Annotated in this window: 21 protein-coding genes and 3 pseudogenes; 9 read left to right on the forward strand and 15 right to left on the reverse strand. The window is 70.1% G+C overall.

Going from position 1 to position 24,477, the window contains the following annotated elements:
• The first annotated feature begins 70 nt into the window (after positions 1-70).
• The gene (locus tag ACFY1L_RS37900; RefSeq protein WP_388834959.1) at positions 71-700 is read left to right on the forward strand and encodes a TetR/AcrR family transcriptional regulator; all 630 of its coding nucleotides are present in this window, start codon (positions 71-73) and stop codon (positions 698-700) included.
• A gap of 157 nt (positions 701-857) precedes the next feature.
• On the opposite strand, the gene ACFY1L_RS37905 is transcribed toward ACFY1L_RS37900, so the two are convergent.
• Positions 858-1,265: an FCD domain-containing protein gene (locus ACFY1L_RS37905; protein WP_388834962.1), complete on the reverse strand. Its 408-nt coding sequence runs from the start codon at positions 1,263-1,265 to the stop codon at positions 858-860.
• Between the two features lie 95 nt (positions 1,266-1,360).
• Entirely contained in the window at positions 1,361-1,942 is a 582-nt protein-coding gene (locus tag ACFY1L_RS37910; RefSeq protein WP_388834965.1) for a TetR/AcrR family transcriptional regulator, read from the reverse strand.
• A 215-nt stretch (positions 1,943-2,157) separates the two neighbouring features.
• On the opposite strand from ACFY1L_RS37910, the gene ACFY1L_RS37915 reads away from it, so the two are divergent.
• Complete coding sequence (locus ACFY1L_RS37915; RefSeq protein ID WP_388834968.1) at positions 2,158-2,634, forward strand: 4-oxalocrotonate tautomerase family protein; 477 nt, start codon at positions 2,158-2,160, stop codon at positions 2,632-2,634.
• Between the two features lie 17 nt (positions 2,635-2,651).
• Here ACFY1L_RS37915 and ACFY1L_RS37920 read toward each other — a convergent pair whose 3' ends face one another.
• Positions 2,652-3,242 carry a TetR/AcrR family transcriptional regulator gene (locus ACFY1L_RS37920; protein WP_388834971.1) on the reverse strand — a complete coding sequence of 197 codons (591 nt, stop codon included), beginning with the start codon at positions 3,240-3,242 and terminating at the stop codon, positions 2,652-2,654.
• Between the two features lie 196 nt (positions 3,243-3,438).
• On the opposite strand from ACFY1L_RS37920, the gene ACFY1L_RS37925 reads away from it, so the two are divergent.
• The 4 genes and pseudogenes from ACFY1L_RS37925 (at position 3,439) to ACFY1L_RS37940 (ending at position 8,660) form a co-directional block, all read left to right on the forward strand.
• Positions 3,439-3,870, forward strand: coding sequence for a tautomerase family protein (locus ACFY1L_RS37925; RefSeq protein ID WP_388834974.1), 432 nt, complete (start codon positions 3,439-3,441; stop codon positions 3,868-3,870).
• On the forward strand, positions 3,863-4,873 hold the full coding sequence (locus ACFY1L_RS37930; RefSeq protein WP_388834977.1) for a zinc-binding dehydrogenase: 1,011 nt from the start codon (positions 3,863-3,865) through the stop codon (positions 4,871-4,873). Before ACFY1L_RS37925 ends, ACFY1L_RS37930 begins: the two co-directional genes overlap by 8 nt.
• 525 nt (positions 4,874-5,398) lie before the next feature.
• The gene (locus ACFY1L_RS37935; protein ID WP_388834980.1) at positions 5,399-7,699 is read left to right on the forward strand and encodes a PQQ-binding-like beta-propeller repeat protein; all 2,301 of its coding nucleotides are present in this window, start codon (positions 5,399-5,401) and stop codon (positions 7,697-7,699) included.
• Positions 7,700-7,792: 93 nt separating this feature from the next.
• Positions 7,793-8,660: pseudogene (locus tag ACFY1L_RS37940) on the forward strand (GNAT family N-acetyltransferase).
• A 76-nt stretch (positions 8,661-8,736) separates the two neighbouring features.
• On the opposite strand, the gene ACFY1L_RS37945 reads toward ACFY1L_RS37940, so the two are convergent.
• The 5 genes from ACFY1L_RS37945 to ACFY1L_RS37965 form a co-directional block, all read right to left on the reverse strand.
• Positions 8,737-9,414: a VOC family protein gene (locus ACFY1L_RS37945; RefSeq protein WP_388834983.1), complete on the reverse strand. Its 678-nt coding sequence runs from the start codon at positions 9,412-9,414 to the stop codon at positions 8,737-8,739.
• Between the two features lie 150 nt (positions 9,415-9,564).
• Complete coding sequence (locus ACFY1L_RS37950) at positions 9,565-11,196, reverse strand: AMP-binding protein (protein ID WP_388834986.1); 1,632 nt, start codon at positions 11,194-11,196, stop codon at positions 9,565-9,567.
• A gap of 5 nt (positions 11,197-11,201) precedes the next feature.
• On the reverse strand, positions 11,202-11,411 hold the full coding sequence (locus ACFY1L_RS37955; protein WP_388834988.1) for a hypothetical protein: 210 nt from the start codon (positions 11,409-11,411) through the stop codon (positions 11,202-11,204).
• Between the two features lie 11 nt (positions 11,412-11,422).
• On the reverse strand, positions 11,423-11,635 hold the full coding sequence (locus ACFY1L_RS37960) for a hypothetical protein (RefSeq protein ID WP_388834991.1): 213 nt from the start codon (positions 11,633-11,635) through the stop codon (positions 11,423-11,425).
• 129 nt (positions 11,636-11,764) lie between these two features.
• Complete coding sequence (locus tag ACFY1L_RS37965) at positions 11,765-12,388, reverse strand: NAD(P)-dependent oxidoreductase (RefSeq protein ID WP_388834994.1); 624 nt, start codon at positions 12,386-12,388, stop codon at positions 11,765-11,767.
• 114 nt (positions 12,389-12,502) lie between these two features.
• Between ACFY1L_RS37965 and ACFY1L_RS37970 the strand changes: the two are divergent.
• The 3 genes and pseudogenes from ACFY1L_RS37970 to ACFY1L_RS37980 all read left to right on the forward strand — a co-directional run.
• Positions 12,503-12,610, forward strand: a pseudogene (locus ACFY1L_RS37970) (sulfurylase large subunit); the annotation flags it as partial.
• 318 nt (positions 12,611-12,928) lie between these two features.
• Positions 12,929-13,801, forward strand: coding sequence for a formyltetrahydrofolate deformylase (purU, locus tag ACFY1L_RS37975; RefSeq protein ID WP_388834997.1), 873 nt, complete (start codon positions 12,929-12,931; stop codon positions 13,799-13,801).
• A gap of 16 nt (positions 13,802-13,817) precedes the next feature.
• A complete protein-coding gene (locus ACFY1L_RS37980; protein ID WP_388835000.1) occupies positions 13,818-14,987 on the forward strand; it encodes a cysteine desulfurase family protein in 1,170 nt (389 codons plus the stop codon).
• Between the two features lie 85 nt (positions 14,988-15,072).
• Here the strand turns inward: ACFY1L_RS37980 and ACFY1L_RS37985 are convergent, their stop codons facing one another.
• The 7 genes and pseudogenes from ACFY1L_RS37985 to ACFY1L_RS38015 form a co-directional block, all read right to left on the reverse strand.
• A complete protein-coding gene (locus tag ACFY1L_RS37985) occupies positions 15,073-15,744 on the reverse strand; it encodes an alpha/beta hydrolase (RefSeq protein WP_388835003.1) in 672 nt (223 codons plus the stop codon).
• A 100-nt stretch (positions 15,745-15,844) separates the two neighbouring features.
• Positions 15,845-17,467, reverse strand: a complete 1,623-nt coding sequence (locus tag ACFY1L_RS37990) for an alpha/beta fold hydrolase (RefSeq protein WP_388835006.1) — start codon at positions 17,465-17,467, stop codon at positions 15,845-15,847.
• 51 nt (positions 17,468-17,518) lie between these two features.
• Positions 17,519-18,652, reverse strand: coding sequence for an aromatic ring-hydroxylating dioxygenase subunit alpha (locus ACFY1L_RS37995; protein WP_388835008.1), 1,134 nt, complete (start codon positions 18,650-18,652; stop codon positions 17,519-17,521).
• Between the two features lie 70 nt (positions 18,653-18,722).
• Positions 18,723-19,871 carry an N-methyl-L-tryptophan oxidase gene (gene solA / locus ACFY1L_RS38000; protein ID WP_388835011.1) on the reverse strand — a complete coding sequence of 383 codons (1,149 nt, stop codon included), beginning with the start codon at positions 19,869-19,871 and terminating at the stop codon, positions 18,723-18,725.
• Positions 19,872-19,896: 25 nt separating this feature from the next.
• Positions 19,897-22,347 carry an FAD-dependent oxidoreductase gene (locus tag ACFY1L_RS38005; protein WP_388835014.1) on the reverse strand — a complete coding sequence of 817 codons (2,451 nt, stop codon included), beginning with the start codon at positions 22,345-22,347 and terminating at the stop codon, positions 19,897-19,899.
• A 32-nt stretch (positions 22,348-22,379) separates the two neighbouring features.
• Positions 22,380-23,008 (reverse strand): annotated as a pseudogene (locus ACFY1L_RS38010) (MBL fold metallo-hydrolase).
• Entirely contained in the window at positions 23,005-24,090 is a 1,086-nt protein-coding gene (locus tag ACFY1L_RS38015; protein WP_388835017.1) for an S-(hydroxymethyl)mycothiol dehydrogenase, read from the reverse strand. Before ACFY1L_RS38015 ends, ACFY1L_RS38010 begins: the two are co-directional and overlap by 4 nt.
• Positions 24,091-24,477 lie beyond the last annotated feature (387 nt).

The raw sequence follows: 24,477 nt of genomic DNA on the forward strand, positions 1-24,477 counted from the left end.
AGGTCAAGTTACGTCGGATGCATGGATGCGACCATGAAGGCGGTAGGGACACCACCAGGAGGCACACCGAATGCGGGCCGACGCCCAACGCAACGCCGAGAAGCTGCGGTCAGCCGCTGCCGAGCTCTTTCACGAACGAGGCCTCCAGGTCTCCCTCAAGGAGATCGCCCGCCGGGCCGGTGTGAGCCACGGCACCCTCTACAACCTCTTCGGCACGCGCGAGGCACTCATCGACGAGGTGGTGACCGGCCTGGCGGCGGCCCGCCTCGACGAGGCCGCCGAGCAGGCGCTGGCGCGCGACGACGCCTGGGACGGATTCGTGTACTACGTCGAAAGGCTCTGTGAGTTGCAGGCCACCGACCCGGCGATCGGCGACGTGGTCGCCGGCCGCTACCCGGGTGCCGCCCGCCTGATGACCCTCTGCGAACGCTCCCGCGCCTCCGCCGAGAGCATCGTCGAGCGTGCCCAGCGCTCCGGCGCCCTGCGCGCCGACTTCACCGGCGAGGACCTGCTGTTCGTCCTCGGCACCAATGCCCTGCTGTCCCGTGCGGCCGCAGAGGTCGCCCCCGATGCCTGGCGCCGAGGCCTCGCCTTCGTCCTCGACGGCCTGCGCACCAAGGCCGCGCACCCGCTCCCCACCGGCCCGCTGACCTCACAGGAGTTGTACGAGGTGATGGGCAAGCTCACCGGCACGCCGTAGCGCATACGGACGCCGGACGAACACTCCGCGGGGCAGGCCCGCACCGGCGGCGCGAGCGCGGCGGCGTGCCTGGGGGCGAGGGGTCGGGGGCCCGACCAGAACCGCTGCAGAGCTCCTGCGCGGAAGCGAGCAGTCCCCGCGCAGATCCGCGCTCCGGTCAGGCGTCCTCGCGCTGCTCGAGAGCTTCCAGCGGGCCGTCGGGTCGCGCCCTCCGTGTGGGCGGCCATCGCGGCGCGGGCCACCTCGACATCGCCCCGCTCCACCGCCTCGAAGATCGGCACATGGTCCGCATAGGTGACCTCACGCGACCACACCTCACCGGTGCGCTCCACCCAGCCGCGCTGGACCATCGCCGCATCCCCCGCAGCACATCCCGCAACACCGCATTGCCCGCCAGCTCGGCCAACGCGGCATGCAAGGCGGTGTCCGCCTCAGGAAACGCCCCCTCCGGGCACTCGTGCATTGCGGTGAGCCGGGCGCGCAGCAGTTCCACGCCGGCCTCGTCGTGAGCCGTGGCCGCCAAGCCGGCGACCACGACCTCCAGTTCGGCGCGGGCCTGCAGCATGTCGCGGGCGCCGCGCTCCCCCAGCACTGGGCCGAGCTCGAAGAGGCGGTACAGGACATCGGAGATCGGACGGCACCGAACCCGCCGACCGCACCTCACCGCCGCCCGGGCGCTCCCGTGCGCAGGCCGTCCATGACGATGTCCAGCAGTCGTGTGGCCCGGGACTGCCAGTCGTCGTGGCGGTCGATCTGGAAGATGCCTGCGATCGCGAGGGTGAAGTCGTCGGCGGTCACTCCCGGGCGGATGGTCCCGGCCTCGTCGTTGGCAAGCAGGAGGAGTTCGATCGCGCCGGCCACGAGCGAGTAGCCCGGTTTCTCCGGACCTCCCGTCGCACTGGTGGCCTGGCGCAGCGCCTCGCCCAGGCCGGCTTTGGCCGTGGCATAGTCGGCGAGGCGGTCCATCCATTCACGCAGGGCCTTGTCGGGCTCCCGGGTCTTCAGCAACTCGGCCGCGCTGTCGACGAGTTGCTGCACCTCGTGGCGGTGCACCTCGAGGACCAGCGTCTCGCGGTCCGGGAAGTGCCGGTACAGCGTGCCCTGTCCGACGCCCGCCTTCTTGGCGATCGCGCTCAGCGGGACGTCCGAGGCACGCGTCAGCTCGGCCAGGGCCACGTCGAGGATGCGCTCGCGATTGCGCTGCGCGTCCGAGCGCTGGGGCGCGTCACCCTTCGGACCCACTCGCTCTCCTCCCGGGCTCCCACGTGAAGCCCTCGCTCGGCAGCCATCTGCCCGCCACGTCCCACAACAGCGGACAGGTGTCCGCTTGGGTCCACCTTAGCCGCCGATCCGAGCGACGAACGCGGCTTGGCGGCGTGCGCGATCACACTGGATATGACACTCGTTATAGATCTCGGTGCAGGGTCGGCTATAACAATCGTTATAGGAGGTTGGCTTTGACCATCATCACCGTGAACACACCGAAGGGGCGTCTGAGCCTGGAGCAGCGGCGCACGCTGGCCGAGACGCTGACGGACGCGGTGTTGGTGCCCGAGGTGGGGCAGTTCACGCCGCCCGCGCGAGTCGGCTTCCAGGTGCACTTCGTGGAGCGCGAGCCGGACATGATGGCCATCGGCGGGCGCCTGCTGGCGGACATCGGCCCGGAGGCCGACGTCATGGTGATCGACGTGGCGGTCATGGACGGGGACTGGCGCCGCGGGGTCCGGGCCGAGGTCATCGAGCGCGTACTGTCCGCGCTGGCCGAGGCGTGCGGGCTGCAGGAGCCGTCGCCGACCTGGTGGGTCAACTTCCGCGTCATCGACGAGGGCAGCTGGGGATCCGGCGGCGGCACCCTGTCCGTCCTCTCCCTCCTCGACAGCGGCGTGTTCACCGAAGAAAAGGCGAAGTTGATTCGGGCAGCGATCGGCGCGTGAGCCCCGAGCCCCCTCCGTCAGACTGAGGGGCCGAGCGCCCCGGTGATCACCGCTTCGAGCTGTCGCGCGACCTGGTCGAGGGGCTCGGCGCTGCGCTTGGCGCGGCACATGGCGGTGGCGCCCTCGACAGCGGCCACGACGAGAGCCGCCAGCTCCGTGGCCGGATCGGGGCCGACGCCGTGCTCGCGCAGCATGTCGGCGAGCAGCCGCTCCCAGCCCTCGAACGCCTCGGCGGCCGCGACCAGGGCCGGCGGGATCTCGTCGGCCGGCGGCTCCTCCACGGCGACGGCCAGGACCGGGCAGCCGGCACGGAAGTCGCTCTCGACGACGATGCCGCGCCACAGGGCCAGGAAGGCGCGCAGTCCGGCGACCGGGCCCGCGCCGAGTTCCTTGCGCAGCACGCGGTTCACCGCTCCAGCCGCGTACCGCACCGCCTCGGTGGCCAACTGCTGCTTCCCCTCGGGGAAGTAGTGGTACGTCGAGCCGAGCGGCGCCTTGGCGTGCTTGGCCAGCTCCCGGATGCTCGCGGCGCTCAGGCCACGTCTGCTGATCAGGTCGGCCGCACCGGCCACGATGCGCTCGCGCGACGGCACGCTGGATTCGGCCACGGCCGTACTCCCCTCTGGATATAACGCTCGTCATAGCCTAGCGTGACCTCGGGCTATAACGACTGTTATAGACCTCGTCGTGAGCGAATCCCCGTCGTAAGCCCCGCCATAAGCCCCGTCGTGGGCCCGTCATAAGCCGCGCTCCGTATGAGCCGCGCTCCGTATGAGCCGCGCTCCGTCGAAGGGAGACTTCGTCATGCCGATGATCCGGCTCACCGCCCCGTCCGGTTCGCTGACCGAGGAGGGCCGCAAGACCGTCCAGCGGGACCTGGCCGCCGTACTGCTGCGCTGGGAGGGCGCGCCCGACACCCCGTTCTTCCGCGCCCAGGCGTGGAGTTACCTCGTCGAGCTGCCCGAGGGGGCACAGACCACCGCCGAGGACGACGCGCCCCGCTTCCTGGTGGAGGTGACGGTTCCACAGGGCGCGGTGTCCGAGCGGCGCAAGGCCGGTCTCGTCGAGGACGCCACCAATACCGTGCTCACGGCGGCCGGGCTGGGCCAGGACGACGCCCTGCGGGTGTGGGTGCTGGTGCACGAGCAGGCCGACGGCACCTGGGGCGCGGGCGGATCCGTCATCCGCTACGCCGACCTGGTCGCCCTGGCGAAGGGGCAGCAGACCGATGCGTGAACTGACCTACGTCGCCCGGCACTCGGTCGAGTGGCGCGAGGCGCCAGACCCGAAGCTCCGGTCCGGCCAGGAGGCGATCGTCGCGCCGGTCGCCGCCACCTCCTGCGACGTCGACTCCGCAATCCTCGCCGGACACAGCTTCGTTGACCCGCCGTTCGCCCTCGGCCACGAATGCGTGGCCCGGGTCGTCGAGACCGGCGACGCGGTGACCTCGGTGGCGCCCGGCGATCTGGTGGTCGTCCCCTGGTCCATCAACTGCGGCACCTGCGACAACTGCCGCGCCGGACTGACCGCGCACTGCACGGCCGTACCGCACATGGCCATGTACGGCGCACCCATCGGCGGCAGTTGGGGCGGGCTGTTCTCCGACCTGGTCCGCGTTCCCTACGCGGACGCCATGCTCGTGCCGCTGCCGGCGGGTCTGGACCCAGTCGCCATGGCATCGGCGAGCGACAACTGGTCGCTGTCCTGGCGGCTGGTCGCGCCTCACCTGAGAAACAAGCCCGGCGCCCGGGTCCTGGTCGTCGCGCGCGGCAGCATCGGTCTGTACGTCTGCGACATCGCCCGCGCCCTCGGCGCCTCCGACGTCCTCTACGTCGACCCCGATCCGGAGCACCGCAAGATCGCCGAGGGCTATGGCGCCCGTACGGCCGAGACGATCGAGCCGGAACGGCACGGCTTCGACCTCGCGGTAGAGGCAACGGGCCGCGTCGAGCAGCTCGCGCTCGCCGTCAAGTCCCTTGCTCCGGAGGGGATTTGCGAGTCGGCGGGCAATCACTTCCGCCCGGGTGAGCTGCCGCTTCTCGACATGTACCTCACAGGCGTCACGCTGCGCATCGCACGCGACAACGTCCGCAACCACATCCCGGATGCCCTCGAACTGGCCTCCGCGGGAAAGGTCGCACCGGAGCGGGTCGTCTCCGACGTCCTCGACTGGGAGCAACTCCCCGACGCGCTGCCCGAGAAGCACCTCAAGCCCGTCTTCGTACGCGCCGACGGTTGACCAAGAGATGAACTGCGCCTCATCGGGCAGCCGGCGGCGGCCCGGTGATCCGGTCGCGGAACTGCTGCCGGCGGAGTTCGCCACCGACGGACTACTTCCCCATTCATGGGCTTCGATGAGGAGGAGAGCGGACACGGACGGAAACGGGTGACCTTCAACACATCGGAGGTCTTTGGCCTCTACAGCCGTTCCACTCATCCCTTGTTGCGTATCGCGCACTGTTCCCGCAGCGCAGACACGTGTCACTTAACATCTGACACACCATCAAATCGCCCTGGAGTAAGAGGAGAAGGGCCATGTCACCTACTTCTCGGTAATTGCAGACGGCTGCTGGGCACGGCCTCGTCCCTCACTTCAGCCTCTACTGTGTTGCCAGACCCCCTCCGGGCCTCTCCCCCACACGCGGGCGGGACTCCCGCCCGCCACCACTGAGAACAGGCGGCTGAGGGCATGAAGCCACTTCGCCCAGAAGATCCCGAACGGCTGGGTCCCTACCGTCTCGTGGCTCGGCTCGGGGCAGGCGGCATGGGGCGCGTCTTTCTGGCGGCCGCGCCGGACGGCCGGACCGTCGCGGTCAAGGTGATCCGTCCCGAGATGGCGGAGGACAAGAGCTTCCGCATCCGTTTCCGGCGCGAGGTGGCGGCCGCGGCAGCGGTCGGCGGCACCTACACGGCTCCCGTGCTGGACGCCGCACCGGACGCGGAGACGCCCTGGCTCGCCACCGCCTACATTCCCGGCCCCACCCTCGCCGAGGCCGTCGCCGAGCACGGCCCGCTGCCGGTGGAGTCGGTACTCGCCCTCGGCGCCGGCATGGCCGAGGCGCTGATCGCGGTGCATGCCGAAGGACTCGTGCACCGCGACCTGAAACCGTCCAACGTGCTGCTCGCCGCGGACGGCCCGCGCGTCATCGACTTCGGCATCGTGCGCGCCCGTGACGGCTATCAACTCACCGGCACCGGCGGCCTGTTCGGCTCCCTCGAGTACATGTGTCCGGAGCAGGCCACCGGCGATCCGATGGGGCCGGAGGGAGATGTCTTCTGCCTCGGCTCGGTGCTGGCGTTCGCCGCGTGCGGACGCCCGCCGTTCAGCGGTGCCGCGGCTGCCACCCTCCTCTACCAGGTGGTTCATGGCTCGCCCGACCTGACCGGGGTGACCGACCCCCTCGACAAGATCATCAGCCTCTGTCTCATCAAGGATCCGGCCCTTCGTATCGGCCCCGACCGGTTGTCCGCGGCCTGCGCTCCCGGCGGCGTCGAACAGTCGCTGACAGAGGACTGGCTGCCCGCGCCGGTGGCCACCACCATCGCCGGCTACCAGGCGGCCGTCATGGACCTCGACCTCCTCACCCGGACCCCGGCCGCTGCTCGGGTCACCACCGACGCACCCGGCTCGCTGCCTTCGACGTCCAGCCGACAGGGGTCGGCGTGTGCGACGGTCGCACGGCCTGCGCACGACAAAGCCGTCACCGACGACGGGGGCCCAGGGGTTGGAAGGGACAGCGCCGGTCGATCCTGGGACACAACCGAATGCGGGGACGGCGAAACCGGTGGCATCGGGCTCGCCACCGAGCCACCTGAACCGGCACCCTTCAGAAGCCCGGCGCAAGCGGAGATTCCCGCGCCGAAACGTCCCTACGCGCCCGTGCACCGCCACTCCCCCGCACGCCCCGGCATGTCCCGGCGCGCGATCCTCGCCACGGCCGCGGGGACGGCGGTCGTCGCAGGTACGGTGCTTGTCGCAACTCGGCGGGCGACCCGTACGCACCGAGTGAGTCCCCTCGGCCCGGCCCCCGAGCCGACCTGGGTCTACCGCGGCGACCCGCTGCTGCAGACCCCGGCCGTCTTCAACGACGGCACGGCCCTGTTGAAGGCCCGCCCGGGGACCATGATCTGCCTCGACCTGGAGAACGGCTCCCACCCCAAGTGGATCTACCCGGGCATCAGTCTCTCGCCCACCCCCGTGCTGCTGACCTACGGCGCCGCCGTCGCGCTCGGTACGGGCGCCACGGTGATCGGCGTCGACCCGGCCGACGGCGCCGAGCGGTTCGCCCTCGATTTCGGCCAGGACTTCCAGTTCGACCAACTGCTCGGAAGCTACGACAGCTTCGCCGTGTCCGTCCTCGGTGCCCACCTGCAGCGCCAGTCGGCGGAGCAGGGCGTCGCGACCACCACCAACGCGGTCTTCGGCGTCGACCTCCAGGCTCGCCGGGCCGCGGTGATACCGATCAGCGCCGAAGACGTCGGCATCCCGCTTCAACCGGTCGTCACGTCCGACTACTTCGTCTACGCCGACGGACTGCGCAACGTCTCGGTCCGCAACACCCGGGACGGCGGCACTCTGCGCTGGCGGCACCCGGTCGGCTACGACCTGCGGCCCGGTCTCGCCGTGCTCGGCCAGACGGTCTTCGCCATCGGCTCCGAGCTCATCGCCCTGGAGCTGAGCACCGGCAGGCTCCGCTGGCGGGCGAAGGCCGAGCACGGCTTGTTCGCCTCGCTCGGAGCGGGCGGCAACACCGTCTACGCCACCGGCAACGACCCCTACGGCGTCTACGCCTTCAACGCGGCGAACGGCTCCCGACGCTGGTTCTGCGAGACGCCTCGCCTCAACGTCGACCATCCGATCGCGGTGGGAGCGAACGCCGTCTACGTCCCGGCCCAGGAGAACAAGAACGGCTTCTTCGCGATCGACACCGCCTCCGGCGGACTGCTGTGGAACTTCACGGACGGCCGGGAGACCGGTGTCAACGACTGGCAGATCTCCTGCGACGGAGCCGGGCACCTGGTGGCCCAGCACTACGACCGCGCCTACGGGTTGCCGGCCACCTGAACGGGGCCCTCGGCTTCGCCTGACACCGCCCACCCCGCCCGCCGCCCGAAAACCGGGTGCGGGCCGTCGACATGGTGGTGTGTGATCGGGGGTATGGCGATTGTGCTGGGCCGGCCGGGAGTTGAGGGGCTGAGCGAGGCGGTGGGCGTGCTGCGGGAGTGGCAGTACGACGGGGCGCCGATGCAACTGCACCCAGGGGACCTGGGCTGGTTCTGGCGGTTCGGTGCGGACGCGACGGCCGCGGCGGTACGGACCTGGAGACGGGACGGACGGATTCTTGCCGTCGGACTGCTGGACGGTCCCGAGTTGCTGCGGCTGACGATCGCGCCGGACGCTCAGCGGGACGAGGAGCTGGCGCAGCGGCTGGCCGAGGACATTGACCCGGCCGGAGCGCGACGTACTGCCGGCGGGGAAGGTGAACGTCGAGGCGCCGATGGACGCGCTGATCCAGGACCTGCTGTCCGAGGTTGGCTGGAACACCGACGAACCGTGGACACCGCTGCGCCGCGACCTCACGGAACCGGTGAAGGAACCAGGCGTGCGGATCGAAGCGATCGGGCCGACGCAGGCGCACGTGCGGGCCGCCGTACAGCGGGCATCGTTCGACAGGTCGACGTTCACGGACGAGAGCTGGCACGCGATGGCGGCCGGACTGCCGTACGCCGACGCCCAGTGTCTGGTCGCGTACGACGACCAGGGCCACGCGGTGGCGGCGGTGACGGTGTGGTCGGCCGGTGCGGGGAAGCCCGGGTTGCTCGAGCCGATGGGCGTGCATCGGGAACATCGCGGTCACGGCTACGGCAAGGCGATCACCGTCGCCGCGGCGGGCGCACTCCAAGAGCTCGGCTCGTCGAGCGCGGTCGTCTGCACCCCTAGCTCCAATGCCGGTGCCGTTGCCACCTACAAGTCAGCCGGCTTCCGGCAACTCCCCGAGATCCGGGACCGATTCCGGGACGCCTGAGTTCTGTCCGGCGGATAACTGATTGAGCGATGTCGTCTCGGTGACCTTTCGCGTAACACACGCGCTGGGCTTGGGCTCACCCCTGGTACAGGTCGATGTGATTTCCGCCGGGATCCTGCACGGTCGAGGACCGTGGCTTCCACGGCCTGTCGACCGGTGCTTCGATCTCCACGGCGCCGGCGGCGAGCGCACGCGCATGAGCGGCGTCGACGTCCTCGACGCCCAGGCCGAATTTGGCCGGTCCGCCGGGCCACGGGTGTGAGTCGGGATTGGCCACGGTCAAGAGGAAGAAGTCGTCGTCAGGGTATGTGCCGAACTGGAACGAGCTGATCTCCTCGTGGTAGGCGGCGTCGAAAGCGTCGCGGTAGAACGAGACCGAGGCAGGCAGGTCATCGGCCACGATCGTGACTTGGCTGATACGGCGGGTCTTCACGGGTAGCCCCTTCTCCATGTAGCGATCGACGGTCTCCATGAGCGTCGTCAGCGAGTCGGCTCTGGCTTGCAGGCGTTCACGGTGCTCGGCAAGCACGGCGCCGATGCCGTGTTCGCGAACCGCGCGCATCGCATCGACGGGAACCTGGAGACGGCGCAACGTCGCATACAGACGTGCCTCGTCAACCTGGTCGGACCGGTAGCGTCGGTATCCGGTGTCGGGGTCGACGTAGGCGGGTTTCAGCAGCCCGACGTCGTCGTAATGCCGCAACGCGGTGATCGACAGACCGGTGACCAGCGAAAAGCTCCCGATGCTCAGCACGGGACCATTTTGCGAGTCTCAGGTCGCCCGAGAGTCAAACAAGCACACCTTCTCAGGGGTTCGCCGGCCGGGGTGAGTTGAACACCGGTCGCTCCAGGGCCTGCCGGGGACATTGTTCCCGGCAGGCCCTGCCCGTGTCTGCCTGGCTTCTCAGTCGAGTTCGGGCACGGTGCCCTCCGTGATGCGGCGGCGCAGGATGAACTTCTGGGTCTTGCCCATGGCGTTGGCGGGAATGTCGTCGGACAGGTACCAGTGGCGCGGTGTCTTGTGCGGGGCCAGGGCGGCGCGCAGGTGGTCGTGGAGGGCTGCGGCGGTGGGTGGGCGGTCGGGGTCGGCGGGGCTGATCACGGCGGCGACCTGTTCGCCCCAGCCGGGGTCCGGGATGCCGAGCACCACGGCCTCGCGGACGAGGGGATGGGCGGCCAGCGCGGTCTCGATCTCGGCGGGGTAGATGTTCTCCCCACCGCGGATGATCAGGTCCTTGAGGCGGCCGGTGATGGTGACGTAGCCGCGTTCGTCCATGGTGGCCAGGTCCCCGGTGTGCAGCCAGCCGTCCGCGTCGACGGTCTCGGCGGTGGCCTCGGGCAGGTCGTGATAGCCGAGCATGACCTGGTGGCCGCGGGCGCAGATCTCGCCCTGTTCACCGGGCGGCAGGATCCGGGTGCCGCCCGGTTCCACGATCTTGACCTCGACCTGCGGCAGCGGACGACCCGCGTGCTGCTTGTCCTGCGCGCTGTCGTCGGGGCTGGTCTGGGTGATGACGGGGCTGAGTTCCGTCTGACCGTAGACGGTGGAGAACCGGGCGCCGAAGCGCCGCTCGGCCGCCGCGATGAGCTCCGGCGGTACCAGGTCGCCGCCGGACACCAGGACGTCGCAGCTCTTCAAGTCGTATGTGTCGAAGCCGGGGTGGGCCAGGAGTGCGGCGTGCATGCGCGGCACGCCGGCGAAGCTTGTGGCCCGCCACTTCTGCAGGGCTTCCAGGGCGAGCCCCGGGTCGAAGAGCTGGAGCTGCACCAGAGTGCCCCGTCGCAGGGCGGTGCCGAGTACGGACAGCCCGCAGCCGGCGGTGTGGAACAGTGGCAGTCCCGTCAACCATGTTCCGCCCTCGGCGACTTGGGCACGGTCGGCCACCAGGGCGGCATTGGTGACGAGTCCGCGATGGTGCAGCAGGGCGCCCTTCGGTACTCCGGTGGTGCCGGAGGTGTACTGGACCTGCGCCGCGGCGCCCGGTTCGACCGTCGGCAGCGGTGCGGGCGGGGTGCGGCGGATCTCGTCCAGCCAGCCGGTGAAGGAGATGCGTTCGCGCAGGAGGGGCAGGCGCGGTGCGAGGTGCTCCGCCTGTCCAGCCATGTCGGTTCCGCGGAAGGCGTCGGTCAGTACTAGTCCTACGGATCGCGACTGCCCCAGCACATGCTCCAACTCCGCCTCTCGAAGAGCCGGGTTGACGGTCACCAGGACCAGGCCGGCGAGCGCGGCGCCGTACTGGAGGACGACCCATTCGGGCACGTTGGGCGCCCATACGGCGATGTGCTCACCCGGAGCGAACCGCCCGGCCAGCCAGGACGCGGCGTGTTCGGCGTCGGCGAGCAGCTGCGCGTAGGTCCAGGTGCGGTCGGTGCGGTCCGCGCCGGTCAACGAGGCACCGGACGGGGCGACTTCGGCCAGTGCCATACGGTCCGGTACGGCCGCCGCGGCCTGCCGCAGCACCTCGCCCGTCGTCAGCTCCAGGACCGGGCGGGAGGTGTCGGCGGGCCAGTACGACTCTTTCAGCGCGGGCGTCATGTCCGTCAGCCCTCCTCGAGGTCGTCCGCGGTGGGGATCCAGCGGCCGGTGTCACGCCACTTGACCGCCTCGTGGAAACCGTGGGTGGCGGCGGACTCCCGGAACCAACGGCCCTCCGGCGAGTGCCAGGTGATGCCGTCGAACAGCGTCGCCAGGATCTGGGTGCCGTGCAGCGCCATGTTGTCGTACGCCTGATTGATCATCAGCTTTTGCATGGCGAGCTGGTTCACCGGCACACCGCCATCCGGAATGCCAACTCCACGACCTGCGCGTCCACGTGTACGTCCGGGTCAATGTCCGCCTTCCGTACCGCGCCGGCGAGTTCGCCGGGCAACCGGGAGCCGATCGCGTTGAGCCGGTCAAGCCGGTTCAAGGTCAGATACGCCTTGCGGTCCTTCACCTCGTCCAGCACGGCGGGCGCACGGTCGTGATCGGTCATCGGCTCTCCTCACCGCCGGGGTCGCCTGCGCCGAAGCCTTCCACAGTCAGTGGTGATCGTGAAGGGCCGGGCGGTCACCGCGGGATGATCCGAACAGGCTTACCTTCAACGGGAGTTGCAGCCCTGCCCTCAATCGGTGATCACAGGGCTGCGGTGGATCCACTCGGTGCCGTGTGCCGCCCGGTGCATGAAGGCGGCGACGTCCGCCCGGCTGATCGTCGGGTTGCCCTTCATCGGCAGGCGGTCGTCCGCGAGGAACGTGCCCTTGGCGGGGTCGTTGGTCAGCCTGGTCGGGAGGACGACGGTCCAGTCCAGCCCGCTGGAGCGGATGTGTTCGTCCGCGACGGCCTTGTCCGCGTAGATCGACCGAAGCAGCGTGCGGTAGATCAACTTCTGCGTGGTACTCGACCAGTCGAAGGTGTGGCCGACCCCGAACGACGACAGCCACACCAGACGGGAGACGCCGACATCCCGGGCCGTGTCGATCACGGCCGCCGCGGAACGCGTGAAGAGACCGTTCGCGCGCACCGAGGTTCCCATGCCGAGGGCGGAGACGATCACGTCCTGCCCGGCGGCGGCGGAGACGTCACGGCGCGAGGTGGCGTCGCCGGTGGCGACGGTGACCTTGTCGGCCAGGTCGCCCAGGGCCGCCGGGTTGCGCACGAAGGCCGTGACCGAGTCACCGGCCCGCAGGGCCGAGTCGATGACGTGGCGGCCGGTGGGGCCGGTCGCCCCGAGGATCAGCAGTTTCATGGCAGAGGCATTTTCCGTGACAGAGAAGCGGACAGCTGTCCGGTACGAGGGAACGTACCGGACAGCTGTCCGCTTCGCAAGGCCCGGTCGGGTTCTCGGACCTTTCGGCAACACCCCGGCACCGTCGAGCTGTCGACGGACGGCACGCACTGCTCCGGCGGCCTGACCTTGCCTGTTGAGCCATCCGTCCCGCCGCCCCGCGTGATCGTCTTCGGCGCGATGCGCTCGCGACTAACGCACGCGGACCGTATGCGACGGCTGCGTGAAGTCGGGCTGAGCGAGCCGGAGTTGGCGCGGCTGAGGTCGGAGTTGGCGAACGCCTCGCCGACGCAAGGAACACCTGCCCGGCCACACTCCGCGCGCCGACCAGCAAGCGCAAGCCTCTGGGCGCATCCAGGGGTCCAGTGTTGCCGCTCACGGCCCTGCAGCCGACAGTCCGCACAGTGACGGTCGCATCTCTTGACCGGCGCGGTGGCCACCGGGAAGATGCTGTTGCGTATCACTCTATCTGTTGCGTAATACGAATCAATGGAGGATGTCATGTCTCCTCGTTCGCAGCCCGGCCGCGAGTACGTCCTCACGCTTTCCTGCCCCGACCGGGCCGGCATCGTCCACGCCGTCAGCGGCTTCCTCGTACGGCACACCGGCGACATCCTGGAGAGCAAGCAGTTCGACGACCGGCTGCAGGACCACTTCTTCATGCGGGTCCGCTTCCACGTCACGGATCCGCGTCTCGGCCTGGAGGAGTTGCGCACCGGCTTCGGCTCGGTCGCGGAGGCGTTCAACATCTCCTGGCAGCTCTACGACGCCTCCAGGCCGACCCGCACCCTGATCATGGTGTCGAAGTTCGGCCACTGCCTGAACGACCTGCTCTTCCGCAAGAGCGTCGGCGCCCTCAACATCGATATCCCGGCGATCGTCTCCAACCACCGCGACTTCGAGCCGCTGGCCCGCAGTTACGGCATCCCCTTCCATCACGTCCCGGTGACCCGCGAGACGAAGACCGAGGCGGAGGCCCGGCTGATGGAGCTGGTCGACGAGCTGAACGTCGACCTGGTGGTCCTCGCCCGCTACATGCAGATCCTCTCGGACGACCTGTGCAAGCAGCTCGACGGCCGGGCGATCAACATCCACCACTCGTTCCTGCCGAGCTTCAAGGGCGCGCGGCCTTATGTGCAGGCCCACGAGCGTGGGGTCAAGCTGGTCGGCGCCACGGCGCACTACGTGACCGCGGACCTGGACGAGGGCCCGATCATCGAGCAGGACGTGGTTCGGGTGAATCACGCACACGACCCGGAGGAGCTGGTCACCGTCGGCCGCGACGTCGAGGCGCAGGTCCTGGCCCGGGCCGTGGAGTGGCACAGCGAGAGCCGTGTGATGGTCAACGGCAACCGCACGGTCGTCTTCCGCTGAGAGCCTGAGCACTCACGTGGCCTACCTCGACCACGCGGCGACCACGCCGATGTTTCCGGAAGCGGTGCAGGCGATGGCCGACCGGCTTGCCGTCTTCGGCAACGCGGCTTCGCTGCACGCTGCCGGCCGGCGCGCCCGGCGTACGGTCGAGGAGTCCCGGGAGACCTTCGCCGCCGCGCTCGGCGCACGCCCCGGCGAAGTCGTCTTCACCGCGGGCGGTACGGAGTCCGACAACCTCGCCGTCAAGGGCCTGTACTGGGCCCGGCGCGCCGTCGATCCGCACCGCACCCGCATCCTCGTCAGCCCCGTCGAGCATCACGCGGTGCTCGACGCCGTCGGCTGGCTGGCCGACCACGAGGGCGCGCACGTCGAGTGGCTGCCGGTCGACTCCTACGGCAGTGTGCATCCCGAGGCGCTGCGTGCAGCGATTGCGCGCGACCCCTCCGACGTCGCACTGGTCACCGTCATGTGGGCCAACAACGAGATCGGTACGGTGCTGCCGATCCGTGAACTCGCGCAGATCGCGGGCGAGTTCGGCATCCCGATGCACTCGGACGCGGTGCAGGCCTTCGGCCAGGTGGAGCTGGACTTCGCCGCCTCCGGACTCGCCGCGATGTCCGTGACCGGGCACAAGATGGGCGGCCCGCACGGCATCGGCGCCCTGCTGCTCGGCCGCGGACACACGCCCGTGCCCCTCCTGCACGGCGGCGGCCAGGAGCGGCACGTCCGCTCCGGCACCCTCGACGTCCCCGCCATCGCCGCCTTCGCCGTCGCCGCCCGCCTGGCCGCCGAGCGGCGCGCGGACCACGCGTACGAGATCGGTCTCCTGCGCGACCAGTTGATCGATCGGGTACGGGCGGCGGTGCCCGACGCCATCCTGTGCGGCGACCCCGACCCGGCGGGCCGCCTCCCCTGCAACGCGCACTTCGCCTTCCCCGGCTGTGAGGGCGACTCCCTGCTGCTCCTCCTCGACGCACAGGGCATCGAGTGCTCCACCGGCTCGGCCTGCACGGCGGGCGTGGCCCGCCCGAGCCACGTTCTCCTCGCCACGGGCACCGCCCCGGCCCTCGCCCGCGGCACCCTGCGCTTCTCGCTGGGGCACACCTCCACGAAGGAGGACATCGACGCGGTCGCGGAGGCGATCGGGCCGGCAGTGGAGCGGGCGAGGGCGGTGGGCCGGACCTGACGCCGCCCCGCTCGCCCGGCAGGGCATGGCCCTCAGTCCTGGAGGTCGACGCCGAGATCACACCTGAGCTCTCACGCGCGCCCGCTCAGGAGTCCCCGCCAGGACACGCGAGCAGTTCCTGCAGGAGTTCGACAATGAGATCGGGCTGTCCTACGAACGGGGAGTGGCCTGTCTGCCACTCACGCACGTAGGTGCAGCGCGAGGCCATCTTCCGTTGCAGGACCGGGTCGATGGCCCGGTCTCGTGCGCAGACGATGTAGGTGGAGGGCGTGTGCTTCCAGCTTTGGTGCCCCGGGACTCCGCGCCCGCAGCCAGGGGCTTGTGCACGCAGTAGACCGACCGCCCAGGCGGCGAGAGGTTCGGGACAGTCACCGTAGAGAGTGCCGACAGCCCGGTCGGAGTGCAGGCTGGTCCAGCCGTCGGGCTCAGGAGTGATCGCCTCCTGGAGCTGAGGCGACGCCCCGCCCAGACCTGCCGCGCTCTCGCCCGCATCCGGCACGAAGGCCGCCACATAGACCAGGTGCCCCGCTCCGTTCACCCCGGTGATCACTGACCCGCCGTAGGAGTGACCGAGCACAATCGGAGGCTCCTGCAGTGCGTCGACGGCCGCCTGGACCGCGGCCGTGTCAGCGGGCAACGAGCCCCGGTGAAGCTCGGGAACGACAACCTCGGTGCCTGCGGTCCGCAAGCGTTCCGCCACCACGGCGAAGTGCTCCGGACGGTGATACAGGCCGTGAACGAGCACCACGGCGGCCAATACGTCCACCTCCCAGGTCTGCGTCGAACCACGGATCTCAGGCTTCGGACACTGGCCGGCCACTCACCCTGATCACTTCCGATACACGCCCCGGGGCCCGTCAGCCGTACCGCTTCAGCAGCCCGTCCACATACGCCTCCAGTCGTGCCCCAAGCACCCCGGCCGTCAGATCGTCGCGCCCCAGCTCACGCCACGGTCCGGCCAGCTTCGCCGCGTCGGGGCAGTAGTGCAGGGCGTCGAGCAGCCGCCAGTACAAGTGGTCTGGGCCGTGGGCGAGGTCGCGGCCGCCGTGTGCCTCGTACCGCTCGCGGAAGTCCAGCCCGTGCTGCGGTCCGTGCAGCAGAGCGAGCGCGGTTGAGCAGTGCGCCACGTCGAGGTCGGCGGGACCCCACGAGGTCTCGACCCAGTCGACGACGCCGCTGACCCGCAACTCCGGCCCGGCTCCCGTGAACAGCACGTTCCCGGGGTGGAAGTCGCGGTGCAGGAAGCGGCCTTCGTACGGCGGCGGGTCGCGGCGGATCACGTCGACGGCCCGCTCCCACGGGTCGCCGTCCGGGGTGCGGACGCGCGCCGGGGACGTCCACGCCTGGTATGTGCGCGGCCTTTCGGCCGGTACGACGCCGTGGACGCGGACGAGCTGGGCCGCGAGCAGGTCCAGGCGCCGGTCGAGGTCGTCCTCGTCCACGCGGACGCGACCGGGCAGCGCGGTCATCAACAGGGTCGGGTGGTCGCAGTGTTCGGCCGTTGCGTCCACGGCGACGAGCCCGGGTGCCGGGACGCCTTCCTCCCCGGCGAGCAGCGTCAGGACGGATGCCTCGCGGGCCAGCAGCCCGGGCCCGTGGTGGCGGAAGAACGGCTTGACGAAAGTCCGTTGCACCAGGTCCGTGCCGTCGTCGAGCGACAGCCGGCGCATCTGGGAACTCCAACCTCCGTACAGCAGACGGGAGTCGGCGACCGAGCGGCCGTGGCCGAGCCGCTTGGCCACCCATGCACGCGTGGCCGACCAGCCCCGGTCCTGGAGGCCGGTCAGCACCGCCTCCACGAACTCCCGCCGGTCCTCGGCGTGATCACGGAACCACAGTCCCAACTGGTGCTCGGAGTCGGGGAGTTCGAAGCGCGTGTACTGGGCGCGCGCCGCCAGCGCATCCTGTACGGCCTCCGTCACCGCGGGCGGGATCACCGCGTCCGTGCCGGGCACGGCGAGCACCGCCCGGCCCTCGTACGCCCGCAGCGCCGGGAGCGCGGGCGCCTCGCGCCAGCTGTCCGGGCGCCGGATGATCCCGCTGAACCGTCCGTTGCCCTCCCCGAAGGGCACGTCCCACGCCTCGGCCGAGTACACGGCGGGCGCGCACAGCCCCAGCGCCGCCACCCGATCCCCGTAGTGCCGGACGAGATCCGCCACCGTCTGCCCACTCATGCTGAACCCCACGAGGATCAGTGGCCTGTCCGCCCCCGCGTACGCGTCGATCACCGCGACGGCCTGCTCGAACCGCCGCCGTAGGCTCAACTCACTGAGCTTTCCGGTGCTTTCGCCGTGTCCGGAGAAGTCGAAGGCGACACCCCGACAGCCGTGGGCGACGAACTCCCGCACCAACGGCAGCAGTCGCTCCGTGCTGCCGTTGCCCGCGCCATGCAGCACCACGGCGGTGACCCCGGAAGGATCACCGCCGTACACACCGCTGAGCCGTTCACCGTCGTGCTCGTGCGTGAAGTCGGAGAGCATGCCCCCTATTTACTCACGGGAGCCGATCAAAGCCTGGTGGCAGCGAGCGGGTCAGTGGGCGGAAGCCGTGCCGAGCTTCTCCTGCACCCAGGTGTGGAAAGCGCCGATGTGGTGCTCGCTGGGGACGAGGACCCCGCCCTTGACGTAGGCCCGGGAACTCATCCCCGGCTGGGTGCGCTCGCAGGCGTCGAAGTCCTGCTGGTTGACGCGGTGGAACAGCTCAACGGACCGGCTCACATCCTTGCCGCTCTCCACCACGTGCGGGAGGTACAGCCAGTCGCACTCGACGACCGTGCGGTCCTCCGCCATCGGGTACATGCGGTGGAAGATCACGTGGTCGGGCACCAGGTTGATGAAGACCTGCGGCTGCACGGTGATCGCGTAGTAGCGGCGGTCCTGTCCCTCCGCGACACCGGGGATGCGGTCCAGACCCTCGCTGCCGTCGACGGTGAAACCCTGGACCTCGTCGCCGAACTCGGCGCCGTGGCCGACGTAGTACTGGGCCGCGTAGCCGTCCGCGAACTCCGGGAGTACTTCGGTGAGTTCGGGGTGGATCGTGGCGCAGTGGTAGCACTCCATGAAGTTCTCGATGATGAGCTTCCAGTTCGCCTTCACGTCGTAGGTGATGCGCCGGCCCACCTGGAGGTCGTCGATCCCGTAGTTCTCGATCGACTCCGTGTCGCCCAGCCGTGAGACGACATCGCCGATGACGGTCTCCTCGAAGGACGGCGGAGCGTCGGCGAGGCACACCCACACGTAGCCGAGCCACTCGCGGATGTGGACGTTGATCAGGCCGTACTGGACCCGGTCGATGTCCGGCATCGACGTCAGGTTCGGTGCAGCGACGAGCTTGCCGTCCAGGCCGTAGGTCCAGGCGTGGTACGGACATTGGAAGGCACGCTTGACCTCGCCGGACTCCTCGGTGCACAGCTTGGCGCCGCGGTGCCGGCAGATGTTGAGGAACCCCTTGACGGAGCCGTCACGGGAACGGGAGACGAGGACGCTCTCCCGGCCGACCTGGTAGGTGCGGAACTGGCCGGGCCTGGCCAGTTCCGAGGAGCGGGACACACAGAACCACATGGCCTCGAAGATGCGCTCCTGTTCCAGGGCGAAGATCTCGGGGTCGGTGTAGTGCTCCCCGGACAGCGTGGGGATCAGGCTCGGGGGCAGGCTGGTCGTGGTCATGGTCATTCACCTCGGAAAGTCGCTCGGAAGAGTCGCCGGAAAGGTCGCTCGGAAGCAGCTCGGTGAGCGGTCAGACGCGCACGCGGCGGGGGTTGAAGAGCTCGATGGGGTGCCTGGTGGTGCCCTCGAGGGCCAGGTCGGCGAGGATCTCGCCGATCACGGGCACGAACTTGAAGCCGTGACCGGAGAACCCGCACGCCACGGTCACCTGCGCGTGCTCGGGGTGCCGGGCCAGGACGAAGTGCTCGTCGGGCGTGTTGGCGTACATGCTGGCGGCGGCCTTGAGGAAGCGGCCGGGCAGGGCGGGGATGCGCGGGCGCAGATACTCGGCCATGGCCGCGATCTCCTCCGGGTGCACCTCCCGGTCGAGAGTGTCCGGGTCGCTGGGGACGCCCTTGCGGAAGAAGGCGACCTTGGCTCCGCCGTCGGCGCCGTCGAGGGCCGGGAAGCCGTAGATCTGGGTACCGTCCGGGTCCTCCCAGATGTAGACGGGATGCCGGTCCGCGGTGAACGGGCCGGTGCCGCCCTCGGGTTGGAACCAGTACATGACCTGCCGCTCGACCGTCACCCGCACCCCGACGTCGGACAGCAGCTTGGGCGCCCAGGCGCCGGGGGCGATGACCAGATGGTCGGCGGTGTAGGCGCCGCGGTCGGTGACCACCCAGGCCTTGCCGCCCCGGCCCTCGGCCTCCCAGCCGAGAACGCCCTCGGAGAAGTGCAGTTCGGCGCCGTGCGCGCGGGCCAGTGCCAGGTGGGCGCTGACTGTCTCCTCCGGCCGGGCGATGCCGGCCTTGTGCTCGTAAAAGGCGACGTCCTGGTCGGCGGGGGTGAAGGTGGGGAAGCGCCGGCGGATCTCGGTGGCGGTGAGGACCTCGTGCGCAAGACCCCACTGCCGTGCGCTGCTGAGCGTTCCGGAGAACGCCAGGCTGTTCTCGCGGCCGATCATGATGCCGCCGGTCTCGGTGAAGACCTCGCGGCCGGAGTCGACGCCGAGCTTCTCCCACAGTTCGTGGGCGCGCAGCAGCAGCGGCACGTAGGCGGGGTCCTCGAAGCAGGCCTGGCGGTAGATGCGTGAACCGCCGTGGCTGGAGCCGAGGTTGTGGGCCGGGCCGAAGCGTTCCAGGCCGAGCACCCGCTGCCCGCGGGCGGCCAGGTGGTAGGCGGCGGCGCTGCCCATCCCGCCCAGGCCGACGACTATGACGTCGTACGAAGAAGGCATGTCGATCTCTCCTCGAAGTCTTCGGTCAGCGGCGGATGCGGAGCATCTCCGGGTCGAAGAGCGGCTCGGCCGCGGTGAGTGCCGGGACCTTGGCGCCGAAGTACTCGATCTCCACGGCCGTGCCGGGGGCGGCGTGTTCGGCGGGGAGCCAGGCGTACGCGATCGGGGCGTCGATGGTGTAGCCGTACGCGGCGCTGGTCACGTAGCCGACCGGGCGGCCCTTCACGTGGACCGGTTCGTGGCCCATCACCACGGCCTGCTGGTCCTGGATCACCAGCGCGGTGAGCCGGCGGCCGACCGTCTCGTCGGTGATGCCGTCCAGGGCGAGCTTGCCGGTGAAGTGCCGCTTGTTCTTGCGTACGGCGAACCCGACGCCGGCCTCGTAGGGGTTGTGCTCGGTGGTCATGTCGTGACCCCAGGAGCGGTAACCCTTCTCCAGGCGCAGGCTGTTGAAAGCACTGCGACCGGCGGCGATGATCCCGTGCTCCTGACCTGCCTCCCAGAGGGTGTCCCACAGCTTGGCGCCGAGGTCGGCGGTGGTGTAGATCTCCCAGCCGAGTTCGCCCACGTAGCTCAGGCGCATCGCGGTGACGGGGACGTCGCCGAGGTAGGCCTGCTTGGCCTTGAAGTAGCCGAAGCCCCTGTGGGAGAAGTCGGTGTCGGTCAGCGGCTGCACCAGGTCGCGGGCGCTGGGCCCCCATACGCCCAGGCAGCAGGTGCCGGCGGTGATGTCGCGCACCTGCACGGAGCCGTCGCCGGGCAGGCGCCGCAGCAGCCAGTCCAGGTCGAGATTGCCGTTGGCGCCGATCTGGAAGCGGTCGGTGTCCAGGCGGGCGATGGTCAGGTCGCTGCGGATGCCGCCCGCGTGGTCGAGCAGCAGCGTGTAGGTGACCGAGCCGACCGGCTTGTCGAGCTGATTGGTCGTCAACTCCTGGAGGAAGGCGAGGGCTTCGGGGCCGGTGACCTCCAGCCGCTTGAGCGGGGTCATGTCGTACAGGGCGACGCGTTCGCGGGTGACCAGGGCCTCGGCGCCGGCGATCGGTGACCAGTAGCGGGACGCCCACGCGTTACGGCCGGGGATGCGGACCACCTCGGGCAGCGAGGCGTTGGCCTCGTACCAGTGCGGCCGCTCCCAGCCGCCGCCCTCCAGGAAGACCGCGCCGAGGGCCTCCTGACGGGAGTGGAAGGGGCTGACCCGCAGCGGGCGGGGCGCTTCCACCGGCTGCAGCGGGTGCAGGATGTCGTACACCTCGACGAAGTTCTGGCAGCTGCGCTCGTGTACGTACGAGGGGGCCAGCTGGACCTCCTCGAAGCGGTTGATGTCGCACTCGTGGACGTCGGTGGTGGGCCGGCCGTCGACCAGCCATTCGGCCATGGCCTTGGCTACGCCTGCGGAGTGGGTGACCCAGACGGCTTCGGCCAGCCAGAAGCCCTGGACCCGGCGGGACTCCCCCATCAGCGGCATGCCGTCGGTGGTGAAGGAGAAGATGCCGTTGAAGCCTTCTTCGACCTTGGCGTCGGCCAGGGACGGGAGCAGCGCCTGGGAGTCGGCCCAGGCTCCCTCGAAGTCGGCCTCGGTGAAGTCCAGGGAGGACGGCATCACGGCGGCGTCGCGCGGGTGCGGGACGTCGTCCAGGGAGACGGGCATCGGGCGGTGCGCGTAGGAGCCGATGCCGATGCGGTCGACGAGTTCGCGGTAGTAGAGGCCGGCGTCCTGGTTGCGCAGGATCGGCAGGGAGGCCTCGGTGAGTTCGTCGTTGCGGCCCTGGAGAACCGGGAGTTGGGTGGTCCTGGCGTACTGGTGGGCCAGCGGCACCAGGGGCACCGCCTGGCCGACCATCCGGCCGATCTTCGGCCCCCAGAATCCGGCGCAGGAGACGACGACGTCCGCCGGGAAGGTGCCCTGGTCGGTGGCGACCGCGCTGATCCGGTCGCCGGTCGTCTCGATCCCGGTCACGGTGTGGTGGCCGAGGAAGCGGGCCCCGCGCTCGATGGCCCGTCGGGCCTGCACCTCGCCCGCGCGCAGGGCCTTGGCCAGGCCGTCGGTGGGGATGTGGAATCCGCCGAGGATGCGCTCCGGGTCGAGCAGCGGGTGCAGTCCGACGGACTCCTCGGGCGACAGCAGGCGGCTGTCCACGCCCCAGGAGGTCAACCAGCCGTGCCGGCGCCGGAGTTCGGCCAGCCGCTCGGGGCTGGTGGCCACCTCCAGGCCGCCGACCCGCTTGAAGCACCACTGCCCGTCCAGGGTCAGCCGGCCGTACTTCTCGCCGGTGTAGTGGGCGAACTCCGTCATGGTCTTCGAGGAGTTGGTCTGGAAGACCAGACCGGGTGCGTGCGAGGTGGAGCCGCCCGTGGTGAAGAGCGGGCCCTGTTCGAGGACGGTGACGTCCCTCCAGCCGCGTTCGGTCAGTTCGTCGCTGAGTGCGCATCCGACGATGCCGGCCCCGATGATGACCACCTTCGGCGCTGCCGCCATGGTTTCCTCCTTCGTGTTCGGTAGCAGGCGGATCAGTGCCCTCGGGCGATCCAGGCGTCCAGCTGGGGTGCTTCGGCGCCGATCTGTGTGTCGCCGCCGTGACCGGTGTGCACGACGGTGCTCGCGGGGAGTGTGAGCAGTCGGTCGCGGATCGACGCGATGATCGTGGGGAAGTCGGAGTGGGAGCGGCCGGTGGCCCCGGGGCCGCCCTGGAAGAGGGTGTCCCGGAGAAGAGCACGCCCAGGTCGGGTGCGTGGAGGCAGACAGCGCCCGGCGAGTGCCCGGGGGTGTGCAGCGCCTGCAGCTCGGTCCCGGCGACCGTGAGCACCTGGCCGTCGGCCAGCTCCCGGTCGGGCTCGCGCCAGGGGTGGACGCCCTTCCACAGCACCGTGTCCGCCGGGTGGAGCAGGATCGGGGCGCCGGTGCGGTCGGCGAGTGCCGGGGCCGCGTTCACGTGGTCGTTGTGGGCGTGCGTGCAGACGATGCCGACGAGCCGGCGGTCCCCGATCGCGGCGGCGATCGCCTCGCTGTCGTGGGCGGCGTCGACGACCAGTACCTCGTGGTCGTCGCCGATCAGCCAGACGTTGTTCTCGACCTCCCAGCTGCCGCCGTCCAGGTGGAAGGTTCCGGCGGTGACGAGGCGTTCGATGCGCGCGGTCACAGGACCACCACCGAGCGCAGGACCTCGCCGCCGTGCATCTTCTCGAACGCCGCTTCCACCTCGTCCAGGGCGATCTTCTCGGTGACGAAGCCGTCGAGGTCGAAGCGGCCCTGCAGGTAGAGGTCGATCAGAACGGGGAAGTCCCGGGAGGGCAGGCAGTCGCCGTACCAGGAGGACTTCAGCGCGCCGCCACGGCCGAAGACGTCCAGCAGCGGCAGCTCGATCGTCCGCTCCGGGGCGGGCACGCCGACCAGGACGACGGTGCCGGCCAGGTCGCGGGCGTAGAAGGCCTGTTGGTACGTCTCCGGGCGGCCCACCGCGTCCACGACGACGTCGGCGCCGAAGCCGCCGGTGAGCTCGCGGATGGCCTCGACGGGGTCGGTCTTGGAGGAGTTGACGGTGTCGGTGGCGCCGAACTTCCCGGCCCACTCCAGCTTCCGCTCGTCGAGGTCGACGGCGATGATCTTCGACGCGCCGGCCACCTGGGCGCCGGCGATGGCGGCCATGCCCACGCCGCCGCAGCCGATGACCGCGATGGAGTCGCCGCGGCCGACGCCTCCGGTGTTGACCGCGGCACCGAACCCGGCCATCACACCGCAGCCGAGCAGGCCCGCCGCGGCGGCGGAGGCGGTCGCCTGGACCTTGGTGCACTGTCCGGCGGCGACGAGGGTCTTCTCGGCGAACGCGCCGATGCCCAGGGCCGGGGACAGCTTGGTGCCGTCGGTCAGCGTCATGGGCTGGGTGGCGTTGTGGGTGGCGAAGCAGTACCAGGGCCGCCCACGGCGACAGGCGCGGCAACTGCCACAGACCGCACGCCAGTTGAGGACGACGAAGTCGCCGGGCGCGACCTCGGTGACGCCCTCGCCGACCGCCTCGACCACGCCGGCCGCCTCATGGCCGAGCAGGAAGGGGAACTCGTCGTTGATCCCGCCCTCGCGGTAGTGCAGGTCGGTGTGGCAGACACCGCAGGCCTGGACCTGCACCAGCGCCTCGCCCGGCCCCGGGTCGGGCACCAGGACGGTCTCCACCGAGACCGGGGCGCCCTTCTTCCGTGCGACGACGGCGCGTACCTCGTGTGTCACTGTCGAACTCCTCGCTGAGGGGAGCGGCCGAGTGCGACCTCCGGCCGGACGTTCTGGATGACTGGGGACGCCGGACCGGTCCGCTGGGGAGATCCGGCGAGGGGAACTGGACGAGTTCCGGTGTGCCCCGAGACCGGGGAGACCGAGGCCGAGTTGTCGAACCCTCAATCTTTATTGTTGCGTATTACGCACATTGACTCGCTATGAGCAACACTAGTCTGCCTGCTGGTCTAGCGGTGTCAAGAGCACGGCCGCGCAAACTTTCCTTCGAGGGGCAGCCCCTCCCGGCACATGCGGACGGCCGGCCCCTGGCAGGGGCCGGCCGTCCGCATGACGTGCGGGTTCGGCGCCCGTGACGCCGTCAGGATCGTTCGAGGTCACCGTCGC

The sequence above is a fragment of the Streptomyces sp. NPDC001663 genome, assembly GCF_042893105.1.
Taxonomy (GTDB): domain Bacteria; phylum Actinomycetota; class Actinomycetes; order Streptomycetales; family Streptomycetaceae; genus Streptomyces.